The organism is Arcicella rigui (assembly GCF_034929435.1).
Classification (GTDB): Bacteria; Bacteroidota; Bacteroidia; order Cytophagales; family Spirosomataceae; genus Arcicella; species Arcicella rigui.
In genome coordinates this window covers 100,010-125,945 of sequence record NZ_JAYFUM010000020.1, presented here as the reverse complement: position 1 = coordinate 125,945, position 25,936 = coordinate 100,010, and the positions used below count along the sequence as shown (strand labels likewise).

Sequence of the window (25,936 nt, the reverse complement as noted above, 5' to 3'; positions counted from 1 at the left end):
AAACGTAATCTATTGTATTAAATAATTCTATTTTTCCTCTGTGAATGTGTTTGATGATATGTGTAGATAAATTAAGTCTTTAATTCAATCATCCTAAATTTATAATATTTAGTATTTTAGCTTGTACAATGTTTTACATACAAACTCAATTGATGATTTACTTGATAGATTGAGCCCCTGCTTTATGGCTATCTCATTCTTTATATTTTTAATGAGTAAATGTAAATTAACATAAATATCGAATTTAGTTTTTGTATATGATAATATTGCATAGGTGAGCCTCGCTTTTCAAGTCTCTTTATTGGTTTTTATGAAACGAATAAAAATGTGAAAATTTTACAAGTGTTCCACGTGGAGACTTTTTTGATTTTTATAAAATCTTGAAAATTAATTCAAACTGAATTGTTGAATGTAAAAGTCTTCTTTATTTCTCATCATAAGTTCGTCTTCATCACTGTGGTCGTCGTAGCCACAAAGGTGCAATAAACCATGAACTAATACTCTTTTAAATTCATCTTCAAAGGCAGTTTTGAGTTCCTGAGAGTTGTCTTTTATTCTCTCTATACTAACAAAAATATCCCCTTCAATGTCCGATTCTTCTTCTGAATTATCGAATGTGATGATGTCTGTGTAGGTATCATGTTCCAAATACTCGACATTGATTTTGTGGAGATACTCGTCCGAACAAAATATATAGTTGAGGTTCTTCATCTTAAATCCTTCTGTCTCAGCTACTTTTTTTAACCACTTTTTTAGAAGGTTCTTATGCTGAAATTTGAAGTCAATGTCTTCGTTAAAAAAAACAATCATTGTATTGCACTTGTTAAGTTGGGAATAATTCTCCACAAAGATACGAGATAAAATTCAGCTTGTGAATATCAATCACTTAGGCTAAAGGAGAATCGCTACGAATAAGACAATTCTATAAAAATAAAGAGGTGTTGAAAACTCAACACCTCTTTGTATATATTAGTTTATTTGCTTGAAATACTTATCCACTTGTTGTTTATAATAAGGATTCAAATTTGGCGGAACAGTTCTCAATAACTCGGTTTGTTTCTGTTTGTCTTTCACATACTGTTGAAACTGCGGAGGAACTTTTCTTTCTATGTTCTGATTAGCCGTTTGGGCTTTTCTGGTTTGCTCCTCTTCTTGTTCTTTAATTGCCTTTTCAGATTCTAACAAACGAGTTAATACATCTTGCTGGCGTTTAATTAAATTTTGGTTGAGTCTCTTATTTACCAAATCTGTTTCGGTTTCTTCCATTTTCTTCATTAGGTCTTTTAGTTCATTTCCTAATGCTTTTCCTTTATCAGTGCCTTTCGTTTTGTCTAAAGCCTCTTGAAGCATTTTTCTTAACTGGGCTTGTTCTCTTGCCATTTTTGCCAATTGTTCAGAAATATTGCCTTGTCCTTTTGCTCCACCATTTTTCATATTCTGCTGCATTTGCTCGTTGAGTTGCTTTTGCTTTTCGCCCATACTTATCGTATTTCCTTTTTTCTTAGACTTACTCTTGCCCGAACTTTGCATATTCTGTTGGTTTTGCTGCATCTGTTTTAATACATCAGAAAGTAATAAAGCTAAGTTATTCATGGAAGTCATTGCAAATTGTTGCTTGGAAGTAGTCATTGCCAACTTTCTTTCCTTAATTAATTTACTTGCTTCATTCATGTAGCTTTTCATATTTCCCATTTCTCTGGTTACAAAACTTTCAATTTGCATCACTCTTTTAGACAAAGCAAACAAACTATCTTCTATGATTTTTGCGTCATCTTGAAGTTTCAATTGTTCTTGAGAAGCCTTGATAAATCGTGGGTCGGATGGATTCATGCCTCTAAAGTCTTTCATTAATTTTTCTTGACTTAAAGAAAGCTTTACTAAGTTTTCAAGAATCTCACGTAAATCATCCATGTTTTCCTCATTTTCTTGCATCTCTTGCGACTGCTTTTCTTGTTCTAATTTCTGAGCAAGTTCTTGCATTTGTTTGGCTACACGTTTCTGTTTTTGCGACGCACCTTTGTTATCGCCTTTTTCCATTTGTTCTTGTGCATCCTTTTGTTCTTCCGAAATATTCTGTTGTTCTTCTTTGCCAGTATCAAGTGGGTCAGCATTTTTGAGTTCTTTACTCATTTTTTCTGCCTCTTGTAAATCTTTCTTGATGTTTTCAAATTCTTTATTAAGCTTCTCTTGTTCTTTCTGATTGGCTTCTGTTTCTTTTTGCTTGTCAGCAGACTTATCCGATTTCTTGTCTAAAGCTTCGTTTTGTTCTGCAAGTTTTTGTTCTTGCTCTGCTTGCTTTTCAAGGTCTTTGATTGTTTTATCTAATTTTTGTTCAAGTTGTAATTTCTTGAATAACTCTTTCATGCGTTCCAATTCCTTTTCCATGTTACGCTCTTTGTTTTTGAGCTTCTCCATTTGGTCGAGCATTTTGTTGTCGTCAGGATTTTGGTCGAGCATTTTCTTTAATTCTTCATAAAGCTTTTGCGTTTCGGGGTCCATCAAATCATTCATCATTTTTTGGAGTGCTTCCATTTTTTGTTGATTTTCTGGTTTCTGCTCGTTGAATCGCTGTTGCTTATCGTTCAAGTTTTTATTCTCTTCTTGTAAGCTTTTGATTTCATTGATTAACTCTTCTTTTTTTCTAATCAATTCTTCGGCTACTTTTTGGTCTTGAAAATCCAACTCCTTTTTGTTTTTCAAACGATTTTCCAAAGCCGCAATTTCCTTGCGAAGTTTCTGAGCTTTCTCAAAAGTCTTTGCTAACTGAGCTTCCGTTTTGTCAACGGCATTTTCAATTTCTTTATTGATTGAGCTTTTATCAGGAACTGCATAATTCATCAATGGCGAGCGAGTGGATTTCGCTCCATTTACGCCATCGTTGTCCCACACTTGAACGAAGTATTCAACTTTATCAGAAGGATTCAAATGAAGGCTATCCAAATTCCATTGTTTATAAAAACTTTGAATACTCTGTTTAGGATTAAACGGCAAAGCAAAGCTGGCGTAGTTCTGAGTAGAAGCTTTTCCGTCACGGAGTACTTTATAGAAAACTGCCAAACGACTGATACCGTAATCATCAGAAATGTTTCCACCTAAAACCATAAAATTGTAAAGCGTAGAATCTTTGTACTGCTCCAAACTCAACTGCGGATATTTATCAGGAACAACATTCAAGAAGAAATTGATACCTTCTGTGTTTGAGGTAAACTGATTTTTAAGAAATACTTTGTAAGCTCCTGAGTTTTTTACTTTCTTTTCAAAATCAAAACCGCCACCTAAAAGTCTTTTTTGGGCAAGGTACTTTTGTGCATCACCATCGAAAGTCAATAAAATAGAATCTGTATGAGTAACATTGAAAGACCATTCTACCGAAGTACCTTCTGGAACAGTAAGGTTTCCCACATTTTTTAAAGACTCATTGGGTTTATGTAGATAAGCTGGGTAAATGAGTTGAATATCAAAAAAAGCTAAACTGGGTTTATTGATAATTTCTACTTCATAATTGCCAGAATCGAAACCTGCGGCTTCGAAGTGGAAATCGAAGTTTTCTTGCACTTTAGAGAAAGTATAACTGTAATGACGCTTATCAAGACTTTCCATTTTCAATTTTCTATCTTTATGAATCACATAAACACCTTCGGGAATGGTATTACCTTGCAAAGTAAGACGAACGGTAAAATCTTCGTTGCGGAAAGCTTGGAGTGTCTTGTTTTCTAAAAGAAAAGTAAAAGGTGCTTCTTCTTGATACTCATTTTTAAAGTTTACAATTCGTTCAGTACTTTTTGAAAAGAAAGACGGATAGACCAAAAGAATGGCAACGATAACGATGGCAGGAAATAAAGCGAATTTTAGATACTTTCTGTTTTCATTGATTTTGATAGCATCGGCAAATTTTACAATGCCTAATTGCTGAGATTTTTGTTTGATTGAAGCCAACAATAATTCATTTTGACTTTTATCAATACTCTTTGATAGTTGAAGTGTGTTGATAAGTTTATCAGAAATCTCAGGGAAATATTTTCCGATTTGCTCGGCGGCTTGTTCGTTTGAAAGTGGCTTTTGTTTTCCGTACAAAAACAGAAGAGGCTTAACTACCCATAAAGTAGCTGAAACCAAAAATGCCAAAAGGAACGAGAAAAACAAAATGGTTCTGAAAGTAGTACCGAAATGACCGAAATACTCCATTACGTTAAAAACCAAAAAAGCGGACAAGATTACTGCCGCTGAAAAAATGATTCCTTTGATAAGTCGATTGAGGTAATACTTTCTTTTGTATTCTTCAATCCGCATAAGAAGTGTTGCGATGGGCGAAGTAGTCATATTTTTAAGGTTTATACTCGAAGTGAATTAGACGGTATTATTTTGAATCTATCAACTATTGAATTTTATTATGAGTAAAAATAGTGAAGAAATAAACAAACGATTCATTGTAATCAACTACGCTGAATCGTTTGGGAAATATTAGTCAGTAATTTCAAGTAAAACAGGACAATGGTCAGAGTGTTTTGCTTCTGATAAAATAGCTGAACGCACCAAACGTTCTGTAAGACTTTTATCAGCACAATGGTAATCAATTCGCCAACCTAAATTCTTTTGCCTTGCTCCTGCTCTATAACTCCACCAAGTGTATTGATGTGGTTCTGAATTGAAATGTCTGAAAGTATCAACAAAACCATTTTCTAAAAACTTTGTAACCCAAGCTCTTTCTTCTGGTAAGAAGCCCGAACTATTGGCATTTGATTTTGGATTATGAATATCAATCGGCTGATGACAAATATTGTAGTCGCCAGAAATAATTAAGTTCGGAACAGTTTTTTTCAAATCGTCGATATAACCATAAAAGTCATCGAGCCATTGCATTTTAAAATCCTGTCTTTCATCGCCACTTGACCCCGAGGGCATATACACCGACATTAACGAAAAGTTTTCAAAATCAGTACGGAGTACTCTTCCTTCACGGTCGTAAATCTCAATACCGCAACCTAATTCAATATTTTTAGGTTTTACTTTTGTAAAAATAGCAACGCCACTGTAACCCTTCTTTTCAGCAGGAAACCAATAGATATGATAGCCCATATCTTCAAAAATGGCTTTTTCGATTTGGTGGTCTTCTGCTTTTACTTCTTGCAGACAAATCATGTCAGGATTACAAGCACTCAGCCATTCTACAAAACCCTTGTTGATGGCGGCTCTGATACCATTTACATTATAAGTTACGATTTTCATACAAACACTTCTGTTTCAAAATATTCTATTACATGGGCTTTCAAAAGCTTTTCTTGCTCAACAACATTGACAAATGGCAAAGGCTGAACCAATTTCCAGTGTGGCCAGCCGTCTTGGTCTGTACCTTCCAATTCGTAAATACCACTAAAACTTAAAACCTTACAAATAGCAATGTGCATTAAATCTTGCTTTTGTTCTTTGGTAAAAAACTGATGTCCTTTTCCTAATTCTTGTACACCAATCAAGAAAAGTACAGCATTCAAATCGACAGGTTTTTTCCCAATCGTTTGTTCTAATTTATCCAATAAAATGTCCCATCGCTGGGCTAAATTTTCTATTTCCATGTTTTTTAATTGTGATTTAGTGAATCGTGAATGAATAATTTTTAGTAAAGACTTATATTTTAACTCATAAAATCAGTATTCACAACTCCTCATTCAACACTCCCTACTCTCCACTCTGAAGCTCTTCCCAATACTCAACAGCTCTGCGTAAATGCGGAATGACAATCGTTCCACCAATGAGAGTGGCTACCGAAAAAATCTCTTGCATTTCAGCATCAGTTACGCCCAATTCATAACACTTTCCTAAATGGTACTTAATGCAGTCGTCGCAACGTAAAACCATTGAACAAGAAAGCCCCATCATTTCTTTTGTCTTTTCAGACAAAGCTCCTTCTGCATAAGTATTGGTATCGAGATTAAAAATTCTCTTAATTACTTTATTATCAGAAGACAAGATTTTATCATTCATCTTGCTTCTGTACTCATTAAATTCTGAAACTAAACCCATGATTTTTGTTTGTTTGATGTTAAATTGTATGCAAAATACAAAGAAATACTTGTAATAAGTTTCTAACCCTTTTCACAATCGTAGAAATCATGTTCAGGGCATTTATTGACTTAATATTTCCTCGTACTTGTGCCGCTTGCACAGAGCCACTTCAATTGAATGAAGCACTCATTTGTACGAACTGCCGTTTGGATTTACCTAAAACGAATGCACATATAGAAAAAGACATTTTGTTAGAGCAAAAGTTTTTAGGTAAAGTAAATCTAAAACACACTTTAGCCTACTTAAAGTTTGTGAAAGGTGGAAAAGTACAGCATTTAATGCACGAATTGAAATACAAAGGAAACCAAGAAGTTGGTGAAATGTTGGGAAGGTGGTACGGGGCTGAATTAAGAGAAAACGGATTTGCCCAGGAATTTGATTTAATACTTCCCGTGCCTTTGCACAAAAAGAGATTACAGCAAAGAGGCTACAATCAGTCGGATTGTTTTGCAAAAGGTTTAGCAGAAAGCCTAAATATTGAATGGCGAAACGATATTTTAAAAAGAGGAATCGAAACCAGTTCGCAAGTAAATAAAAGTAGATTAGAGCGTTTCAAAAATATGGAAGATGTATTTTCAGTTGAAAAACCAGAACAAATTATCAATCGTAAAATTGTAGTTGTTGATGATACGCTAACCACAGGAGCTACATTAGAGGCTTGTGTGCTGGCACTTCAAGCTTATGAGATAAAAGACGTTTCAATACTAACTTTGGCAAGGGCATAAAAAAAGCGGTAGAATCAATTTCTACCGCTTTTTCTTTGATATTTTATTAACGATTAGTACCTGCTCTAATCATAGCACACCTAAAACCAATCGTTGAAGTAGATGAATCTTGATCTAAGAAACGACGAGTACCCGGTGCTAACCAATAAGCCACATCTGACCATGAACCACCTTTGTAAACTCTTGATTTATTATCTACTAAAGAGTTGTTGTTTTTTCTATCGTAATTCTTAGCATTGTCAAGATAATCGTTTCTACGTATAGGGTTCAAATCGTTGAAGTCTTCGTAAGATAACGGACGGTATAAGTCGAATACCCATTCATTTACGTTACCAGCCATTTGGTATAAACCAAAGTCATTTGGTGGATAACTATAAACTTCGGTAGTAATGATAGCTCCATCATTTGATTTACCAGCGATACCAGCGTAGTCACCACGTCCACGTTTGAAGTTGGCTAACATTGTACCTTTTTTCTTTCCACGAGAAGCTCTCATATTTGGCCCATCCCAAGGATAAATTCTTTGATTGGTTTGGTTTTCGTCTTCGTATTGTGTACCAATCATAGCTTTAGCTGCATATTCCCATTCAGCTTCAGTAGGAAGGCGATAGGCAGGTAATACTTTACCTGATTCAATTTGTAAACGCTGACCAGCCGAATAAGTAATCGCTTTTGCTTCTGCTCCTACTCTTTTGCCTTTTTTACCTTTCTTACCTTTTTGGTTTTTCATGGCAATATCATTATTTACAGCGGCTGTTCTCCAAACGCAGTAATCAGAAGCCTGAACCCAAGATACACCAACAACAGGGTACATACGGAAACCTGGGTAACGTAAGTATTGCTCGACATAATTATCATTAAAAGCTAATTCACCTTTCCAAACGTTGGTATCAGGAAGAGCAGTTTCATAAAATTCTTGAGAAGAATCTTTTTGAATAGCATTTAAGTATTCAAGATAATGAACGTTGGCAATTTCTGTTTCATCCATGTAGAACGATTGAACAGAAACTGTTCTTTCTAAATTATCTCTTGAATTGATAACATCTTCTTCTAAAGCTCCCATCGTAAAACGACCGCCCTCAACCAATACTAAGTTGGGACCAGTAGCCTGACCTTTGAAGGATTTATCTGTTTGAAAACCGCCTTTTTTATTGTAAGCAATACCAGTAGCTGTACTTTTTTTGCCGATTTTTACACTTGTTGACTTTTTAGATTTACAAGAACTTGCCATTGCAAGCACTGCGAATAGAAAAGCCATTGATTTGAGAGACAACTTCATCTGTTAATTAATTTGATTGTCGTGAATAATAATTTTAAATGATTGTTGAGTATCAACTGTAAGTAAGAATGCAATTTACAGAAAAGACTGCAAAGTTATACGAAACTTATAAAATCTGCTGAGATTATGGATGAAGATTCATCAATCTTCTTGAAATTGAGTACATATTACGAATAAAATTCTCAAAAAACTAAGAGAAGCATTGCTTTATACTTTACTCATTTCTTTTAAAATCCATTTTAATTCTTCTATCGAAGTAATTTTATCAAAGTACAACATCAGCTTTCCTTTTACATCTTTTAAAGAACATTTACGTGAGTTTTGTTTTACGTACTCAAGTACTTTTCCAAAAATGGCTGATTTATAATACTTTTCATTCTCAGAGGGAACGAAATAACACTTTAGATTATTATTTTTCAATAATATTTTTTCCATACCTAACGACTCGGCAATCCAACGCACTCTTACAATTTCTATCATGTCTGACATTTGCGGAGGAATTGGCCCAAAACGGTCGATAATCATCGTTTCAAATTTAATTAATTCCTCTTCCGTTTTCATATCATCAAGCTGGGTGTAAAGCGAAAGTCTTTCAGAAATACTTGAAACATATTTTTCTGGAATCAATACTTGTAAGTCTGTTTCTATCTGACAATCAATCTTGAGTTTCTCAGCCGTTTCAGCTAAATCTTGTTCAAATAAAGCTCTGAATTCATTTTCTTTCAATTCTTGAACCGCTTCATCCAAAATCTTGTGATAAAGCTCATAACCCAAATCATTGACGAAACCGCTTTGCTCTGCACCCAATAAATTCCCTGCTCCACGAATATCCAAATCCCGCATCGCTACTTTGAAACCATCACCCAAATCTGAGAATTCCTCTAAAGCACTCAATCTTTTTCGGGCTTCGGTTGTCAATAGTGAAAGTGCTGGCGTCAATAAATAACAGAATGCTTTTTTGTTGGAACGCCCTACTCTACCACGCATTTGGTGTAAATCTGACAGACCAAAATGATTGGCGTGGTTAATCAGAATCGTATTGGCATTCGGAATATCCAACCCTGCTTCGATAATATTAGTAGAAACCAGTACATCGTAATGACCTTCAATAAAATTCATCATGGCTTTTTCTAATTTATCGCCTTCCATTTGTCCATGAGCTACACCCACTTTGGCATCTGGCACCATGCGTAAAATCAGATTAGCAATAGACTCCAACTCTCCTACTCGGTTATGCACAAAGTAAACTTGTCCGCCTCTTTTAAGTTCATAGCTTACAGCATCACGAATAAGTGTTTCACTGAAAATCTGTAATTCAGTAGTAACTGGCTGACGATTTGGCGGAGGTGTTGCGATAATTGATAAATCTCTTGCTCCCATCAAAGAAAAATGAAGTGTTCTTGGAATTGGCGTAGCCGTAAGCGTAAGTGCGTCAATGTTTACACGCATTTCTTTCAAACGGTCTTTTACTTTTACGCCAAATTTCTGTTCTTCATCAATAATCATCAAACCCAAATTCTTGAAAATAACATCTTTGTTCACAATTCTGTGTGTACCAATCAAAATATCAGTTTCGCCAGAAGCTACTCTTTTGAGTGTTTCTTTGATTTGTTTATCAGATTTGAAACGATTGATGTACTCTACTCTACAAGGAAATTTCTCCAGACGGTCACGGAAAGTTCTGAAATGTTGCATTGCCAAAACGGTAGTTGGCACTAAAATCGCCACTTGTTTTGAATCTGCCACAGCTTTGAAAGCCGCACGAATCGCTACTTCCGTTTTGCCAAAACCTACATCTCCACAAACTAATCTGTCCATCGGGTGTGGTTTTTCCATATCCACTTTTACATCGGCTGTGGCTTTTGCTTGGTCTGGTGTATCCTCGTACAAGAATGACGATTCCAGTTCAGCTTGCATAAAAGTATCTTTAGAAAAAGCAAAACCCGGTGCCATTCTACGCTTGGCGTAAAGGGCAATTAATTCCTTGGCAATGTCTTTTACTTGTTTCTTTACTTTCGATTTTCGGTTTTCCCATTCTGGCGAACCTAATTTAGACATCACTGGCGGCCCGCCTTCTTTGCCTGAGTACTTCGCAATTTTGTGAAGTGAATGGATTGAAACCATTAATACATCGTTGTCTTTGTAAATTAAACGAATGGCTTCTTGTTCGGCATCGCCAACCATTACTCTATCCAAACCCGCAAAACGCCCAATTCCATAGTCAACGTGGGTAACAAAATCGCCTACTTGAAGCGAACGTAATTCTTTCAAAGTCAATGCTTTTGACTTTGAATACTTACTTTTTTCACGGAAACGATGAAAACGGTCGAAAATCTGGTGGTCGGTATAACAAACAATTTTTGATTGCAGGTCGATAAATCCTTCTCTCAACGAAATATTCAAAGCTTGGAAGCGAACATTTGTGTCAATTTCATCAAAAATGGTAGCTAAACGTTCAAGTTGTTTGGGCGAATCGGCAGTAATGATATTGGTGTAATGAAAACCTTGATTTTCACGGAGATTATCGGCCAACCTTTTAAAATCTTTATTAAAAGTTGGTTGTACTTTGGCTTGATAAAGTAATTTTTCTTGGGCAGACTTGAAGTAAAATCTTTTGCCAAATTCAACTGTACCAAATTCTTTAATCAGATTCAGAAAACTTCTGCGAGTTTCAAATAATTGATTCGGTTCAGAAATTACTTTGATGCCACCACTTTTTGCGATGATTTCTTGAAAATTACTTTGTACTTTCTCGAATGATTTTTCGATAATTTCCAACGTCAATTCTACATCTTTGAACCATAAACGAGTATTTTCTGGTAAAAAATGAAAGAAAGGTTCACGAGTTTCCTGAATCAATCGGTTTTGAACATCTGGAATAATATTAATTCTGGAAATGGATTCTACCGAAAGCTGCGATTCAGGGTCGAAAGTTCTGATACTTTCTACTTCATCGCCCCAAAGTTCAATTCGGTAAGGCAAATCGTTGGCATAACTGTACACATCCACAATTCCGCCACGAATTGAATACTGCCCAGCTTCATAAACAAAATCTGTTTTCTCGAAATCATAACTTGCCAATACTTCACCCAAAAAGGCTGTATCTAATTTTTCAGAAACATTTATCGTAAAAGTATTTTTAGAAAGCGAACGCTTGTTAATTACTTTTTCGGAAAGAGCTTCTGGATAAGTAACAATCAAAAAGCCTTCTGAACTGTTGTTGAGCTTGTTTAATACTTCTGCTCGCATCAGTACATTGGCATTGTCGATTTCTTCGTATTGATAAGCTCTTTTGTAGGACATCGGAAAAGATAAAATTCGCTCCTCGCCTACTAAATTTTGTAAATCGTTGATAAAATATGCCGCTTCTTCACGGTCAGAAAGTACAAAAAGATGAGATTGCTTTTCGTCGAGTAAATGCAAAGCAGAAACCACAACGGCATCTAAACTACCAACAAAGCCTTTGATTTGGATATGTGGATAATCTTTGGGTGCTTTAATTTGTTCTGCAATAGTTTGTACAAAACCGTCTTCACGATACAGAGTAAGGAAATCTTTTACGAGCATAATTTTATCTTCAATAACAACAATAGCCACGAACCGCCCGATTCCTAAAAATCTGAGCAATGCGTGGCGAAAAATTCGACTACAAAATTAACCTTAAAAACAGCTATTTGGTTTAATTGGAAATTATTTTGTGTAAAGTGAATTTAAAAATTGAAGTTTCTATTAATTCAAAACCTTGACCAAAAAGCTATTTATTTGACAAGATTTCAATAAAAAACCTCAGAAGGTTAATTCTGAGGTTTAGGAATATTTAAGTTAATCTCTTTTGCTACTCTTTTTCTCTTGTTTTGCCGCTCTTTTTTCCTTTAAGGTTTTGGTCGGTTCTTTTTTTACTTCTTTGATTGAGCCTTTATCTTTTGCCATAATCTTGTATTTTTTTAGTTAAATACAAGTTAGCTTAAATTCATTGATAATCTTGTGATTGATATTCTTTTAATTTTTCAAAATGATTTTCAATGATACTCTTTCCTGGTTATAAGAAACAAAATAGATGAAAATTGAAAAAATTAGCCTACCAACTAAAGCACAAAATTAATTCTTTAAAATCTCAAATTCTACCCTTCTGTTAATTGCTTGATTTTCTGGCGTATCATTAGCTACTTTCGGACGAGTTTTTCCATAACCTTGAGCTTTAATTCGTTCAGGAGTAACGCCTTGTGAGAGTAAATAATTACGAACCACATCAGCACGCTCTTGCGAAAGTCTGTTGTTTACTTCATCCGTACCAACGTTATCGGTGTGACCGCTCACTTCTGAAATTAGTTTTGTATTTGTTTTGAAGAAATTGGCAATTCTATTCAGTTCAGGAAAAGATTCTGGTTTTAAAGCCGCTTTACCGAATTCAAAGAAAATATTGTTCATTTCAACTTTTGTACCTGCTTCGATTGGCTTTACAGTCATGTCTTTGCCATCTACTTCTAAATATTTTCCTGAGATTTTACTTAAATCAATATTTTGTGAAGTACTGATATAGCCGTCAATTTTGGTGCTGATTCCATAATTTTTGCCATAAGGCAACACTACTTTATAAACGCCCGTCACAGGGTCGGGCGTGGCAATACCAAGTTCTTTTCCGTTGGTTAAATCTTCGTAAATGATTTGAGCATTGCTGGGTACTTTTCCAGTTTTTCCATCAATTACTTTTCCAGAAACTAATACAACTGACTCAGATTGATTGGGTAAAGTTCGGGCTGGTCGTTTGTCTTGCGACTTTCGAGTATTGTCGGCAACCATCGGACTGGTTGTGCTGGCAGGTTTGGTATCGGTTGGCGAAACGTTGTCCAATTTAAGCCTAAAAATATCTTTTTTGCCTAAAGTACTATTACCAGATACAAAATAAGCGTAGTCGCCAGCAGCAGAAATCGTGTAATAAGCATCATATTGTTCAGTATTGATAGGTTCGCCGATATTGGTCGGTTCTGACCAGTGAATCCAAGTTTCGTCCAAACGTTTACTTACCCAAATATCATTACTGCCTTTTCCTCCTTCTCTATTGCTCGAAAAATAAAGTGTTTTTCCATCTGGAGCTAAAAAAGGCGTAGTTTCAGTGTAATCAGTATTAAGTTCATCGCCCAAATTGATTACTTCCGACCATCTGCCATCATCTTCCAGAAAAGAAGCGTAAATATCATCTTCGTCAGAGTTTTTCTTTTCAGAAAACGCCATTAATAATACTCTGCCGTCGTTTGAAAGAAAACCGTACTCATTTTTGCCTTTACTGAGTTTTTCGTATTTAGGAATAATTACTTTTTTCGGAATATCCCAACCGTTTTCATTCTTTTTTGCGATAGAAAAACCTCTGGTTTCGTATTGACCGTTTACATAAGCACCTTTCAGTAAAATCGTCTGACCGTCGGGCGAAATACTTAGAATAGAATTATACTGGTCACGATTGAGGCTTTCGGGCATACGCCTTGCGGTTGTCCAAGAACCCATTACATTTTCAGAAAACCAAATATCTTGTGAACCCGCAATTTGCTCTGTACCGTTTTCCCCGAACTTATTCTGAGGATGATTTTTTCTGCCAAAGTAAAGTATTCTACCATCTGGAGCAATCACTGGATTAAGTTCAGAGTATTCCGAATTTACGGTACTACCCAAATTTTCAGGTCTATTTTGTGCCTGAATATGAGGGAGATACAAAATATTAAGAATAGATAAGAAAAGTAAAGGAAGATTTTTCATAGCAATAATTGGCAATCAATGTTTGGTTTTTGAACGAAAAATAGCGGTAAAGATTGTTAAGCTCTTTCGATTCGTTTGCCAATGATTTCGCCTTCGGTATTATCGTTTCTGAGTTTTTCGAGTAAGGAATCAATGTTGTCGTCGATGATTAAAAATTTTGTATTGGCTTCTCTTACAAAACCCTCTGCCGCCATTTTATCAAGCATTTTTAATAAATCATCGTAAAAACCATTAGTATTTAATAATCCAATCGGCATACTGTGCAGTCCAATTTGTCGCCAAGTAAGAATTTCAAAAAGCTCATCAAGCGTACCCCAGCCACCCGGCAAAGCGATGATAGCATCCGCACGGTCTGCCATGAGTTGTTTTCTAACGTGCATTGATTCCACAACAATCGTTTCAGTTAGATTTTTGTGTTGTACTTCCCATGCTTCCATGAAAGAAGGAATAATCCCGATTACTTCACCGCCATTTGCCAAAACAGCGTCTGCGGTTGTTCCCATCAAGCCCGCACTTCCGCCACCGTAAATCAATCTTAAATTTTGTTTAGCAAGTGTCTCTCCTACTTTCTGGGCAGTTTGGTTATAAATCTCATTGTTGCCATAAGACGAACCGCAATAAATTAAAATATTTTTCATGGAAAGAATAATTTGATGATTTGTGTACAAGCAAAGCCTTCCAAGCTTCAGCATTTGCGAATTTACTGAATTTGAAAATAATTATTGGCTTAAACAAAAGCTTGTTGAGATATTAAACTGGAATAAATTTTATTGATTGAGCTTCAAAGCAATCCTTTTTACCCATTTTTTTAAAGAAGTTTCCGCAAAATGGTGAATAGGCGAAACAACAGAAGCCAAAACCACCAAGCAAGCCAAAGTAATAATAGGCGAGCGATTGGCAAATTTGGTAATGGAAGGTTCAAGAATGATATTCAAAAACTCGAAAAGTAACAGTAAAGAAACTACGCCAAGCCATTCTAATATATTCGGATTCACTTTTCGTTTATACAAAACTACACCGAGCATAATCATCGTCAAGATAAATACCGTGATAGCAATGTATTGGATATTTTGCGAGCGTTGGATTTCTTGTTGTTCTTGTGCTTCTCTGAGATGCTCTTGTCGGATAATTTCTTGAAAAGTATAAGCTCCAATTTCTTTAAATTTATCCAAACTATACAGACTATCTTTCGCCATAGTTGTCATGATATGGTACTTTAGAGCAAGCGGTGCATTCGATTTTTGATACACTTGGAAAAGTAATAATGAAGCTTGTTGAATTATCGCATAAGAAGTACTCTTGACTTCTTTCAAAGCCTTTTGGGCAAAATAGATAGTGGAATCTCTTTGCTTAGTTTTCCAATAAATTTTACCCATTTCAATATAAATATCGCCATTGATGGGTATTCTATGAGTACTGTTGAATGCCAAAGCCGATTGAAAATAGCTTTTTGCTAAAGGGATATTACCCATTTTTTCATAGACCTGTCCCATTGCTAAGGCAGTAGCAGCCACACTTCTGATGGAAGTACGTAAGGAAGACTGATAATTTTTGTTCAGATAAAATAGAGCAGAATCTAATTTCCCCAAATCTTTGTACATGAAGCCAATCATTAAATTAATAGGGATTGAATTTTCAGAAATCTTGGCTTTGTGAATGACATCACGAGATTTGAGGAGGTACTGTAAACCCAAATTATAATCCATTTTACCATAAGCCATTCCCAAAGTCATAAAAACTCTTGCTTGTAGGGCTGGGTCGCCGTACTTTTCGCAGATTTCATTGGTTTTTAACAACAATTCAATGGCTTTTCCTTGTTGATTCATTTCAAGTAAAAGCGAACTCAAACTTACACCACAAGTAATTTGTCCTTTAGCATAATTGATTTTCTGAGCCAAACGCAAACCTTCTTGTCCATAAAGATAGGCTTTGTGTGCATCTTGAAAATGATAAGCACGGGTCAGTAAAGACAAAATATTTACTCGATTACTATCTACTTTTTCTACTTTCAAGGCTTTTACTAAACTATCTTTTTGTGGATAGCGACGACTTTCTCTTTGTGAAAACGTCGTAAAAGACCATAAAATAAGCGTAATAAAGCAGTAAAGTGTTCTCATGGATTGCGAATTTGTATTTAAAGTGAATATAATTAAACTTTATTGATATTCACTGTATGCAATCAGCTATTTAATCGAAGACACTCTCTTTTAAGATAAATCAATATTATGAATCGCAATAAAGGAGAAACTCGTTGTAATTCTGTAAATTTATCAGAGATTTATATGAGTGTTAATGCCAACATATCCAACATTATGGAAGCTAAAAGAGTATTATCAAAACCAAATATTTCCCAAAAAGCTTTTTGGGATGTTGATTTTGAAAGAATTGATTTTGAAAAAAATAGCGTTTTTGTAATTGATAAAGTATTTAACTACGGTGTTTTCTCTGACCAATTAGAGCTAATCAGGTTCTATGGTTTTGAACGCATTAAAAATGATATTGTGAAAATCGCTTATTTCAGAAAACCAGTATTTGCTTTTGTAAGTAGTTTTTTTGATTTAGATAAATCACTTTTTAAAGCCTATCAACGAAGGCAAGAGCAACCAAATCATTGGGATTTTTAATAAATATGATGCTTTATACAAATACAGTAGATACAAAGACATTAGATTTACTAAAACGTCTGATGGCTTTACCAGTCTTAGCAAAGTTTGCCTTAGTTGGCGGAACAAATCTGTCTTTACAATTAGGACATAGACTTTCGGTAGATTTAGATATTTTCAGTAATGAAGATTTTATTGCTGATGAAGTATTAGAAACTGTCATTCAAAATTTTTCAAGTTTTGAATTAATTCGCAGTTCTGAAAAGTCTTTTTCTGGAATTCTGGAAAATGTTAAAATAGATATAATTCTTCATAAGTATGATTATTTAGAGTCTGTAAAAGTAATCGACGGAATTAGACTGCTATCTATTCCTGACATTATACCCATGAAGCTAAATGCAATGGCACAAAGAGGAGCAAAAAAGGATTTTTGGGATATAGCAGAACTCCTAAATCACTATTCAATAGAAGAAATGCTTTCTTTTTTTGTAAGAAAGTATAAAAATCATGACTACGGTTATATCATTCACTCTTTGTATTATTTTGATGATGCCGAAATAGAAACAGACCCAATAGATTTAAAAGGAGTTACTTGGCAAGAGGTTAAAGCTAAAATTAAGAAAGCAACCGATGAATTTGTACATAGAAAACTGTGACAATTTATTAGAATAGTCAAGCAATATTTCCTCCCCCAACTTAGAACAACCAAAATTCAAAAAAAACTCAAAGCTCACTTCTCAAAGCTAACTACAACAAACTCTCCAAAGCTTTTTTAACAGTACTGTATTGATATTGAAAATCAGTTTCTAAACTAATTCTTTGATTAAGTATGTAATTGCCTCCTAAAACAATAATGGACATTTCGCCGAAAACTAATTTTAGAGTCCAAGCAGGTACGTTGGGCATAAAAAATGGTCTTTTTAAAATCTCAGCAGAGGTTTTAGTCAGTTCATAATTTGTCACAGGCTTCGGAGCAACAGCATTATAAACGCCATTCATAGATTCGTCTGTGAGAGATTTGATAAATAATTCACATAAATCATCAATATGAATCCAAGATTGATACTGCTTGCCAGTTCCTAAAGCCGCCCCAACCCCAAAACGTACAGGGAGTAATATTTTGGGCAAAGCTCCTCCTTTGGTACTTAGCACAATGCCAATTCTTAATTTACTGGTTCTAATGCCTAAATTCTGAATTTCATCAGCCACAGCTTCCCACTGAGTACAGCATTCGGCTACAAAATCATCGCCAGCAGTGTATTGTTCTGAAATATGTTCTTCGCCAGTATCTGCTCCGTAAAAACCAATACCTGATGCAGAAGTAAATGCTTGAATTTTATGAGGAAGCGTTTGTAAACTTGCAGTAATCAAACGAAGAGATTTTGTGCGACTGTCGATAATTTCTTTTTTTCGTTCCTCAGTCCATTTTTCATCTGCAATGCCAGCACCAGCTAAATGTACTAAGTAGTCAGCTTCAAGTAGTGCCTTTTCGTCAATAATACCATTTTCAATATCCCAATGGTATATTTTTACTTTTCCAGTAGTATTGGTTGGTTTTCGACTCAGGTGCGAAACCGTAAAACCATTGGCTAAAAGTATTTGCGTAAGACGAGTACCAACTAAGCCCGAACCTCCTGTGATGAGTACATTCATAAAGCATCAATGTTTGATTGTTTCAGTATAACCTCGAAAAAGTAAATAGAGTTTTGAAGAAAGCGACGCAAAACAAATATTTGAACAATATTGTAAAAATTATCTATCTTCGATTTTACAATAAAGATTGACTAAAGACAAAAACGCTCGTCAATAACCCTAAATAATAGCATGAATCTTCTATTTAAAAAATTTTTACCAATGCTTGATGTTTTTGGTTTCTTTGAAAGAGACCCATTTGGCAATTCGATGTTTGTTAAAAGAATTATTATGATTGTCTTAGGTTGGGTTACTTATTCCCGACTCAGAGGAATCAATAAAACACGTATCAGCGGTACAGAACATTTGGAAGATTTACCTTGTAGAGGAGTACTTTTTTTATCGAATCATCAGACATACTTCATGGATGTAATATGTCTTTATCATATTTTCTTTAGTGTAAAATGGGGTTTTAGAAACTCAATCAATTTCCCGATTTATTTATTCGCTCCAAGGTCAAGAGTATTTTATGTGGCTGCTTCCGAAACCATGAAAGAAGGCGGTTTAATTCCAAAGATTTTCTCACAAGCAGGTGCAATTTTGGTGAATCGCTCGTGGCGTGAGAAAGGAAAGAATGTAAAAAAAGAAGTAGATACTTCGGCAGAAGATAAAGTTGGGAAAGGTCTTGACTATGGTTGGGTTGTGAGTTTTCCACAAGGTACAACTACGCCTTATGCCCCACTCCGAAAAGGCACAGCACATTTTATCAAAACACACAACCCAATCGTTGTACCAGTAGTAATTAATGGTTTTAGAAGAGCTTTTGATAAAAAAGGGTTACGATTCAAAAAAAGAAATACGACGCTCTCGGTTACTTTCAAAAAACCAATTCGTTTTGACCCTGCGATGCCTGCGGAGGAAATCATGGAGATTTTGAGAGACCAAATCGAACAAAAAATACCTGTTAAACAGTTAGTTTGGCTAAGAGACCAAGAAGAAGTATAAAACCAAAATTATGTTGAATAAAACACGAGGTATTGTAATCAATTACATTCGTTACCGAGAAACCTCTGTAATCGTGAATATTTTCACCGAAGAATTTGGCATACAGACTTATATTGAAAATGGTGTACGAAGTGCAAAATCAAAAAATAAAATTGCTCTTTTTCAACCGCTTACTTTGTTGGATTTGGTGATTTATCAGAAAGGGAAAAATACAGCAGCCAATAAACAGATTCATCGTATTGCCGAAGTCAAATGCAATACGCCTTTTCACACTTTGCCTTATGATATTTACAAATCGTCAATCGCTCTTTTTATCACAGAAGTACTCGGAAAATCACTGAAAGAAGAAACGGGGAATCACCATTTGTTTGAGTTTTTGCATAATTCAATCATTTGGCTGGATGAAGTAGAAGAACATTTTGAGAATTTCCATTTGCAATTTCTCTTACAACTGGGTGCTTTTCTGGGTTTTTCTCCCGAAAATGCCCATGAAATTTCCCATGAATTAAGTCTTCATAATTTACCTGTACTAAGTAAAACGCTTGAAAACCAATTAGATATTTTACTGAATACTCCTTATCATCAATCGCCACGAATTGATAGAAATAGCCGAAATCAATTATTAGAATCTATCATTTTATTTTACAGACTTCACATTGATACTTTGGGCGAAATAAAATCTTTGGCTGTGTTGAAAGAAGTGATGAAAGGGTAAATAGATATGAGTTATGAATTATGAGATATGAATTTTCTTTAGCGAGCGAATTTATTCGCTCGCTAAAAAAACTTAACAATTTTCTCCATCAATATCACAAACATCGCCCGAAACAGCTTGTACTTGTTTTTCTTGAAGAAGTTCTTGAAAAATTTGTGAAAATACTTCCGAAGGTTGAGCTCCAGAAACAGCATATTTTTTATCAAAAATAAAGAACGGAACACCTGAAATTCCTTGCTGACGGAAATAGTGCATTTCTTCTTTTACTTCATCAGAACCTTCGTCGGAGTGCAAAATGTCTATTGTTTTTTCGGCTGTCCAACCAAACTGACTCATCAAATCAACAATATTCTGTTCAATCGTCAAGTCGATTCTATCTACAAAATAGGCTTTCATCAAGGCTTCTTTTACGGCTGCTTGGATGTTTTCGTGCAAAGCAATCGTTAGAATTCTGTGAAAAACAAAAGTATTGATAGATTTTGGTAGATTTTCAAAGTCAAAATCTAACCCTACCGTTTCGGCAGCTTGTTCTACTTGGCGGAATTTCTGCGAAAAACCTGCTCCAAAGCGGTTTTCCATATAAGATTGAAAATCTACTCCTTCAGTTGGTACTGATGGGTCGAGTTGGAAAGGATGATAGATAACTTGCAGATTACAAGAACTTTGTGTATCTTCAATAGCTTTTTCTAATCTACGCTTTCCGATATAACACCACGGACACACGATGTCCGAAACTACATCAATTCTAATGGTTGGTTTTGTGTTCATTGTTTTTAAAAAAGATAAATTCTTGAAAGTTTCCCAAAACAAAATGAATAGAATTTGGATTTATTCATTGTTCATAAAGTAAAAATACTGCTACATAATAATCTCAATATTTTTCTTGTTTTGGTGCAAACGTTGTATGATTTTTTTACGTACATAGTTAAAACGGCATTTTAGTTTTGAAAATTCAATATTTTAAGATTAAAGAGAGAAATCTAAAAATCAGTACTTTATATATTTCAAGTTTTAAAACCATTACGTTATGAAAAAAATCTATCTTTTTGTTGTGGTTGCACTTGTTGCTTTAGTTTCTTGTAATCGAAATAGTTTTCAAATCGGTTCAGCTTGTCATCGAGAAATTGAAGACGAAGTGTTCAAGCCAAATTATCAATCCTTCACTACCATCGAAAAGCAATTTACAGTAGTTGACTCTTCTTATAAGTTTCAAGCTGTAATTGACGAAATCGACAACCAAATGAAATTACGGGGTTATCAAGACTCCAAGGAACGTCCTAATCTGATTGTATTCTATGCTCTTTTCCCCAACGACGTAAGTTTATCAATACTCCAACGTACTTTCAGAGGTTTAGGAAAAGAAAGCATGAATGAAGAACTCCGCAGAATAAAACTCAGAAAAGGAACTTTACTTTTACAGTTTGTGGAAAACGACAGCAATCGACCAATTTGGATGGGATACGCCGCTGGACTTGCCACTCCACAAACCAATGTAATTGACGAACGAGCTTTACGAATAGCTACCCGTCAGATTTTCGATAATTATAAAATTTTTGCCAAAGATTACTTAGCTGGAAAACCTACGGTTTCGCAGGTATTAGCTTTAAAATAAACAAAAGCCCTTATCCAAATTCGGATAAGGGCTTTTGTTTATTGTGAAAAAACGGATGAATAGAAGCGTTAAAAGCTAATCACCATTTACTAATAACTAAGAGTAAGTAAGCATAGTAATCAAATCCTTGTGTTGTGGAAAAATGGCAAGTAATTCTTCTCTACTTTTCATTTCAAAATCATCAAAGTCAAAACCTGGTGCAACCGTACAGCCAACTAATGAATAAGTATCAGCTTCCGTGGGTTTAGAACCGAACCATTTGCCAGCCGAAACTACGGCTTGAAATACTTCACCATTTTCGGGATTATTTCCCAATTTGATGATTTCCAAATTGCCATCTTCATCTAAAACATAAATATTCAAAGGACAACCCGCATAAAAATGCCACATTTCGTCAGAAGCAATGCGATGAAGTGCTGAAATATGGTGGCTTTCGAGAAGAAAATATATGCCTGTTGAAAAACTTCTATCACCCGAAAAACGCTTGGGTAAGGCAGATTTTGAAATCTTTTCCGACGAACGATAGGTTTCCGCAAAATATCCACCTTCGGGATGTTTTTGCATTTGGTAATTTTCAATCCAGAATTGAGCAGGTTTTTGGCTTGGCATTGGCGAAAGTATTTAGACAAGTTGATGAAAAAGACTCTACGAACGACTTTTTTTCAAAAATATTTTAAAATTTTCAAAAAAAATGCAACAATTCATTTTCTGTCTGTGTCATTGGTTTGAATTTAAGTTATTGGTTGTCAGAAGATGAAAACTTTTTAACTTGAAGGTTAAAAGTTTAAACTCAATAAAACCTCAGCCACTAACACTGGAACAAACACTTTACATAGACAAACATTTACCACTCGTAGAGGCTTGCCGTAGGGGCGACCGTAAGGCTCAGTACGAGATTTATAGGCTTTATGCAAAGGCTATGTTCAATGTTGCTGTCAGAATTGTGAATAATACAGGCGAAGCCGAAGATGTTTTGCAAGATGCGTTTTTAGATGCTTTTCAAAAAATTCATGATTTCCGACAGAGCAGTACATTTGGTGCATGGTTGAAACAAATTGTGATTAATCGAGCTTTGAATCACCTCCGAAATCGAAAAGTACAATTCATTGATATTGAAGACGCCCCCGAAGTAGCCAATGAAGAAACTTACGATGAAGAAGGAATAGAATTGGACATTCAAAGAGTACAAAATGCTATCCAACAATTACCTGATGGCTTTAGAACAGTAATTTGCTTGTATTTATTAGAAGGCTACGACCACGAGGAAATAGCCGAAATTATGGGCGTTGCTGAATCTACTTCTCGCACACAATACATCAGGGCTAAAAAGCGATTGTTGGAGATTTTAAAAAAATAAATACCAACCACTTTTTTCATGAAAGAGTTTGGATAAAAGATTATGAAAAAAACAAAAATTGAAAGATTTATTCGTGACAATCGAGAAAACTTTGACCAATTTGAAGTACCAGCTGGTTTGTGGGACAAAATTGACAATAGTTTGGGGCGTTTAGATACTTTCCCGGGAGAAACGCCTGTTGAGAAGCCCAAAAATATCATTGTTTTCAGACAAAAGTATTGGGCAATGGCTGCAAGTGTTGCTTTATTGATAGGTTGTTTTTTTGTCTATAATCATACTTCAAAAACGGAGAATACCGATAAAATTATCGCCAAAGTAAGCCCTGAATTTGGTGATAGAATGATTCAGTATGCCAGTTTGATAGAAACAAAACGAGAAGAAATCAAAGAAATAGAAACACAAAATCCAGTTTTATACAAAGAATTTGCCTCTGAAATAGAAAATCTCAATCAAGATTATCAAAATCTGAAAGCAGAATTGCCCAAAACGCCCAATCAGGAAGAATTAGTAAAAGCGATGATTCAGAATTTACAAGTACAGCTTGATATTTTGAATAGACAATTGTCTATTATCCAGAAGATTAAGGACTATCAGAAAAATCCGATGAAGAGTGTTTAAATTTTTAATTGACAAAAACATGAAAACGATAATAAATATATTGATTGTCTGTGTGTTAGCTTTCAACGGAGCTTTTGCACAAAACAGTGTAACAATTATTAGTAAAAGCGATTCCACAGAACACGATGATTTGAAAAATCATTTGAGAGCAAGTATTGAAATTACCAAACAAATAACCACTCGTGCAGTTCAGGAAGCTACAAGAGCTATCAAAAACTTTGAAATGCCTCCAATGCCACCGATGCCGCCATTACCGCCCAACTGTTGCACTGACGAAATTTCCGTTCAAGAAAACGCACCCGTTGAAAAAAAGAAGGTAATTACGAAAGTTTTTCCAGTTGATGCCAAAAATTATTTGAGTATTATCAATCAACATGGAGACGTGAAAGTAGAGTTGTGGAATAAAAATGAAATTAAAGTGGACATAACGATTACGGGCTATGGTAAGACCGAAGCACAAGTACAGTCGTTAATTGATAATGTAGAAATAGTTGAAAGGAAAGAAGGTGATAAAATAGCCCTCAGAACACTTATTGATACTGACGAATCAGCCAGCAATGGTCGTTGGAGTTGGACAAACAGTTTTACCAACAGCTTTACCAATAGTTTTACTTGGAATGGTAGTAGTAGCAGTACGAATTCAAGTAAAAAAACGAGTGAAAAACGTGGCGTAGAAATTAATTATGCGATTTTTATGCCTAAAAACAATTCGCTTACAGTTTCAAATAAGTACGGGAAAACCAATATTCCACAGTTTTCAGCTCCATTGAAAGTAACTTCAAGTTATGGTAGTTTTAATTCTGATAGACTTTCGGGAGGAGATAAAGACATTTTCGTTCAGTACGGTTCGAGCAATATCAAGCAAATGGATGATGGCGATTTACACGTAGCTTATTCAAAACTCAATATTGAAAAAGCCGACAATCTGAAATTGACAAATAATTATGGTTCGGTTGTGTTGGATGACATCAACAATCTTGACGGAATTATACAGTATTCAAGCGGAAAAATTGGTAAAATCAATCAATCGGGCAAATTATCCATTAGTTATTCAGATGGCGTTCAGCTTTCAGAACTTTCAAAAACTTTGAAAACTTTGGATATTCGTTCTAATTATACTGCTGTAAAATTACCTGTAAATGGCGATTGTAATGCAGATTTTGAAGTAACAACTACTTATGCCAACTTCAAGTATCCAGAAGGAAAATGTACGCTCACAGTAAACCCTGACGAAGACGAAGATGCAGACCGCAGAGGCGGACTCGTCGTCCCAACAAAGGTTTACAAAGGGAAAATTGGAAAAGGCTCGTCCACAAAGATTACGATCAAGACCAATTACGCAGGCGTAAAATTCATAGAAAAATAAAAGTAAAAAAGCCTAACAGTAAAACTTCTCTGTTAGGCTTTTTTTATGTCAAAAAATCTCAAATCAACTTTTAAGTGATTCAGTAATTGTCTTGTTCTTTCTGGTCGAGCATCTGTGATAAATACTTGTTCAAAAGTACCGTCAATCATCATTGTTATTAATTGCTGGATTCGGCGGTCGTCGAGTTTATCAAAAATATCATCCAACAATAAAATGGGTGGAAACCCTTTTGTTTTCGTAAGCATTTCAAACTGAGCTAATTTTAGGGCAATTACAAAAGACTTTTGTTGCCCTTGCGAGCCAAATTTACGGAGGGTAAAACCGTTAATTTCAAAAATAAAATCATCTTTGTGGCTTCCCATGGTGGTTCTTTGTGCAGCCAAATCTCTTACTCTATTTCTTCTGAAAATAAGGTTAAAGTTTTCGTTACTCATTTCAGACTCATACAACATTTCCACATTTTCACGGGCATCCGACAATACTTCATAATGTTTCTTGAAAATGGGCAGAAACTTTTCGGTAAACGCTTGACGAGCTTGATAAATTTTTAGGGCAATTTCTACCAAAGGGTCGGTATAAATATCTAAAAGTAGGTCGTCCACATAATTTCTTTCCGCAAATTGTTTCAGCAAAGAGTTTCTTTGAAGTAAGAGTCGATTGTATTGCAGGAGATTCTCTAAGTATTCAGCATCTAATTGCGACATTACACCGTCAAAAAACTTTCTTCTTTCTTCGCTTCCGTCACGAATAATGTCTGTATCATTCGGTGAAAGTAAAACCACAGGAAATTTCCCGATATGTTCTGAAAGTTTTTCGTAAGCTTTTTTATCATGTAACACAGCTTTTTTTTGACCTTTCTGAAGAGCAATCGTAATCAAAGTCGTTTTTTCTTGTTCAAAACTCCCTTCAATCATCATAAAGTCTGCATCATGATTAATACTTAGAGCATCTTGATTTGATATTGAACTTTTGGTAAGAGCTAAAAAATAAATGGCATCCAACAAATTAGTTTTTCCCGTTCCATTCTCCCCTACTATACAATTCACCCGAGGCGAAAACTCGAAAGAATCGTAATCGTAACTCTTGAAATTGGTCAAACTAAGTTTTTGTAAATACATGAAAAAGAATAAAAAAGGGATGTAATTGAAAAATTGAAGGAAAATTTCTGTAAAACCTAAATTTAAGCTTCAACGAATAATGCAAAATACTTTGT

Annotated in this window: 23 protein-coding genes; 9 read left to right on the top strand and 14 right to left on the bottom strand. The window is 35.0% G+C overall.

Annotated features, from left to right (window positions below):
- Window positions 1–387: 387 nt before the first annotated feature.
- The 5 genes from ybeY to VB248_RS16590 form a co-directional block, all read right to left on the bottom strand.
- Window positions 388–810, bottom strand: coding sequence for an rRNA maturation RNase YbeY (ybeY, locus tag VB248_RS16610; RefSeq protein ID WP_323297929.1), 423 nt, complete (start codon window positions 808–810; stop codon window positions 388–390).
- A 159-nt stretch (window positions 811–969) separates the two neighbouring features.
- Window positions 970–4,320: a DUF4175 family protein gene (locus VB248_RS16605; protein WP_323297928.1), complete on the bottom strand. Its 3,351-nt coding sequence runs from the start codon at window positions 4,318–4,320 to the stop codon at window positions 970–972.
- A gap of 141 nt (window positions 4,321–4,461) precedes the next feature.
- Window positions 4,462–5,226 carry an exodeoxyribonuclease III gene (locus VB248_RS16600; protein WP_323297927.1) on the bottom strand — a complete coding sequence of 255 codons (765 nt, stop codon included), beginning with the start codon at window positions 5,224–5,226 and terminating at the stop codon, window positions 4,462–4,464.
- Window positions 5,223–5,570: a hypothetical protein gene (locus tag VB248_RS16595; RefSeq protein WP_323297926.1), complete on the bottom strand. Its 348-nt coding sequence runs from the start codon at window positions 5,568–5,570 to the stop codon at window positions 5,223–5,225. Before VB248_RS16595 ends, VB248_RS16600 begins: the two co-directional genes overlap by 4 nt.
- A gap of 103 nt (window positions 5,571–5,673) precedes the next feature.
- A complete protein-coding gene (locus tag VB248_RS16590; RefSeq protein ID WP_323297925.1) occupies window positions 5,674–6,018 on the bottom strand; it encodes a carboxymuconolactone decarboxylase family protein in 345 nt (114 codons plus the stop codon).
- Window positions 6,019–6,107: 89 nt separating this feature from the next.
- Between VB248_RS16590 and VB248_RS16585 the strand changes: the two genes are divergently transcribed.
- Window positions 6,108–6,785, top strand: a complete 678-nt coding sequence (locus VB248_RS16585) for a ComF family protein (RefSeq protein WP_323297924.1) — start codon at window positions 6,108–6,110, stop codon at window positions 6,783–6,785.
- A 46-nt stretch (window positions 6,786–6,831) separates the two neighbouring features.
- Here VB248_RS16585 and gldJ read toward each other — a convergent pair whose 3' ends face one another.
- The 5 genes from gldJ to VB248_RS16560 all read right to left on the bottom strand — a co-directional run bounded on the left by gldJ (window position 6,832) and on the right by VB248_RS16560 (window position 15,932).
- Entirely contained in the window at window positions 6,832–8,064 is a 1,233-nt protein-coding gene (gene gldJ / locus VB248_RS16580; RefSeq protein WP_456062053.1) for a gliding motility lipoprotein GldJ, read from the bottom strand.
- 207 nt (window positions 8,065–8,271) lie between these two features.
- Window positions 8,272–11,631: a transcription-repair coupling factor gene (gene mfd, locus VB248_RS16575; RefSeq protein WP_323297922.1), complete on the bottom strand. Its 3,360-nt coding sequence runs from the start codon at window positions 11,629–11,631 to the stop codon at window positions 8,272–8,274.
- A 531-nt stretch (window positions 11,632–12,162) separates the two neighbouring features.
- Window positions 12,163–13,815 (bottom strand): OmpA family protein, encoded by a 1,653-nt coding sequence (locus tag VB248_RS16570; RefSeq protein ID WP_323297921.1) that lies wholly within the window; start codon window positions 13,813–13,815, stop codon window positions 12,163–12,165.
- Between the two features lie 56 nt (window positions 13,816–13,871).
- Window positions 13,872–14,453: an LOG family protein gene (locus tag VB248_RS16565; RefSeq protein WP_323297920.1), complete on the bottom strand. Its 582-nt coding sequence runs from the start codon at window positions 14,451–14,453 to the stop codon at window positions 13,872–13,874.
- Between the two features lie 129 nt (window positions 14,454–14,582).
- On the bottom strand, window positions 14,583–15,932 hold the full coding sequence (locus VB248_RS16560) for a tetratricopeptide repeat protein (protein WP_323297919.1): 1,350 nt from the start codon (window positions 15,930–15,932) through the stop codon (window positions 14,583–14,585).
- A 108-nt stretch (window positions 15,933–16,040) separates the two neighbouring features.
- Between VB248_RS16560 and VB248_RS16555 the strand changes: the two genes are divergently transcribed.
- Both VB248_RS16555 and VB248_RS16550 read left to right on the top strand, forming a co-directional pair.
- A complete protein-coding gene (locus tag VB248_RS16555) occupies window positions 16,041–16,439 on the top strand; it encodes a DUF6922 domain-containing protein (protein WP_323297918.1) in 399 nt (132 codons plus the stop codon).
- A gap of 5 nt (window positions 16,440–16,444) precedes the next feature.
- Window positions 16,445–17,074: a nucleotidyl transferase AbiEii/AbiGii toxin family protein gene (locus tag VB248_RS16550; protein ID WP_323297917.1), complete on the top strand. Its 630-nt coding sequence runs from the start codon at window positions 16,445–16,447 to the stop codon at window positions 17,072–17,074.
- 91 nt (window positions 17,075–17,165) lie between these two features.
- On the opposite strand, the gene VB248_RS16545 is transcribed toward VB248_RS16550, so the two are convergent.
- Entirely contained in the window at window positions 17,166–18,071 is a 906-nt protein-coding gene (locus tag VB248_RS16545) for a TIGR01777 family oxidoreductase (protein WP_323297916.1), read from the bottom strand.
- Between the two features lie 171 nt (window positions 18,072–18,242).
- Between VB248_RS16545 and VB248_RS16540 the strand changes: the two genes are divergently transcribed.
- Window positions 18,243–19,055, top strand: coding sequence for a lysophospholipid acyltransferase family protein (locus VB248_RS16540; RefSeq protein WP_323297915.1), 813 nt, complete (start codon window positions 18,243–18,245; stop codon window positions 19,053–19,055).
- A 10-nt stretch (window positions 19,056–19,065) separates the two neighbouring features.
- Window positions 19,066–19,770 (top strand): DNA repair protein RecO, encoded by a 705-nt coding sequence (recO, locus tag VB248_RS16535; RefSeq protein ID WP_323297914.1) that lies wholly within the window; start codon window positions 19,066–19,068, stop codon window positions 19,768–19,770.
- 72 nt (window positions 19,771–19,842) lie between these two features.
- Here recO and VB248_RS16530 read toward each other — a convergent pair whose 3' ends face one another.
- Window positions 19,843–20,538: a DsbA family oxidoreductase gene (locus tag VB248_RS16530; RefSeq protein ID WP_323297913.1), complete on the bottom strand. Its 696-nt coding sequence runs from the start codon at window positions 20,536–20,538 to the stop codon at window positions 19,843–19,845.
- A gap of 259 nt (window positions 20,539–20,797) precedes the next feature.
- Here VB248_RS16530 and VB248_RS16525 point away from each other — a divergent pair, with 259 nt between their 5' ends.
- Entirely contained in the window at window positions 20,798–21,382 is a 585-nt protein-coding gene (locus VB248_RS16525; protein WP_323297912.1) for a DUF4136 domain-containing protein, read from the top strand.
- A gap of 96 nt (window positions 21,383–21,478) precedes the next feature.
- Here the strand turns inward: VB248_RS16525 and VB248_RS16520 are convergent, their stop codons facing one another.
- Window positions 21,479–21,991, bottom strand: a complete 513-nt coding sequence (locus tag VB248_RS16520) for a cupin domain-containing protein (protein ID WP_323297911.1) — start codon at window positions 21,989–21,991, stop codon at window positions 21,479–21,481.
- A gap of 160 nt (window positions 21,992–22,151) precedes the next feature.
- Here VB248_RS16520 and VB248_RS16515 point away from each other — a divergent pair, with 160 nt between their 5' ends.
- Genes VB248_RS16515 through VB248_RS16505 form a run of 3 tightly spaced genes read left to right on the top strand, consistent with a single transcriptional unit; the run spans window position 22,152 to window position 24,723 of the window.
- Window positions 22,152–22,739, top strand: coding sequence for an RNA polymerase sigma factor (locus tag VB248_RS16515; protein WP_323297910.1), 588 nt, complete (start codon window positions 22,152–22,154; stop codon window positions 22,737–22,739).
- A gap of 42 nt (window positions 22,740–22,781) precedes the next feature.
- Window positions 22,782–23,357 (top strand): hypothetical protein, encoded by a 576-nt coding sequence (locus tag VB248_RS16510; RefSeq protein WP_323297909.1) that lies wholly within the window; start codon window positions 22,782–22,784, stop codon window positions 23,355–23,357.
- 19 nt (window positions 23,358–23,376) lie between these two features.
- On the top strand, window positions 23,377–24,723 hold the full coding sequence (locus VB248_RS16505; protein ID WP_323297908.1) for a hypothetical protein: 1,347 nt from the start codon (window positions 23,377–23,379) through the stop codon (window positions 24,721–24,723).
- Between the two features lie 32 nt (window positions 24,724–24,755).
- On the opposite strand, the gene recF is transcribed toward VB248_RS16505, so the two are convergent.
- A complete protein-coding gene (recF, locus tag VB248_RS16500) occupies window positions 24,756–25,841 on the bottom strand; it encodes a DNA replication/repair protein RecF (RefSeq protein ID WP_323297907.1) in 1,086 nt (361 codons plus the stop codon).
- Window positions 25,842–25,936: the final 95 nt, after the last annotated feature.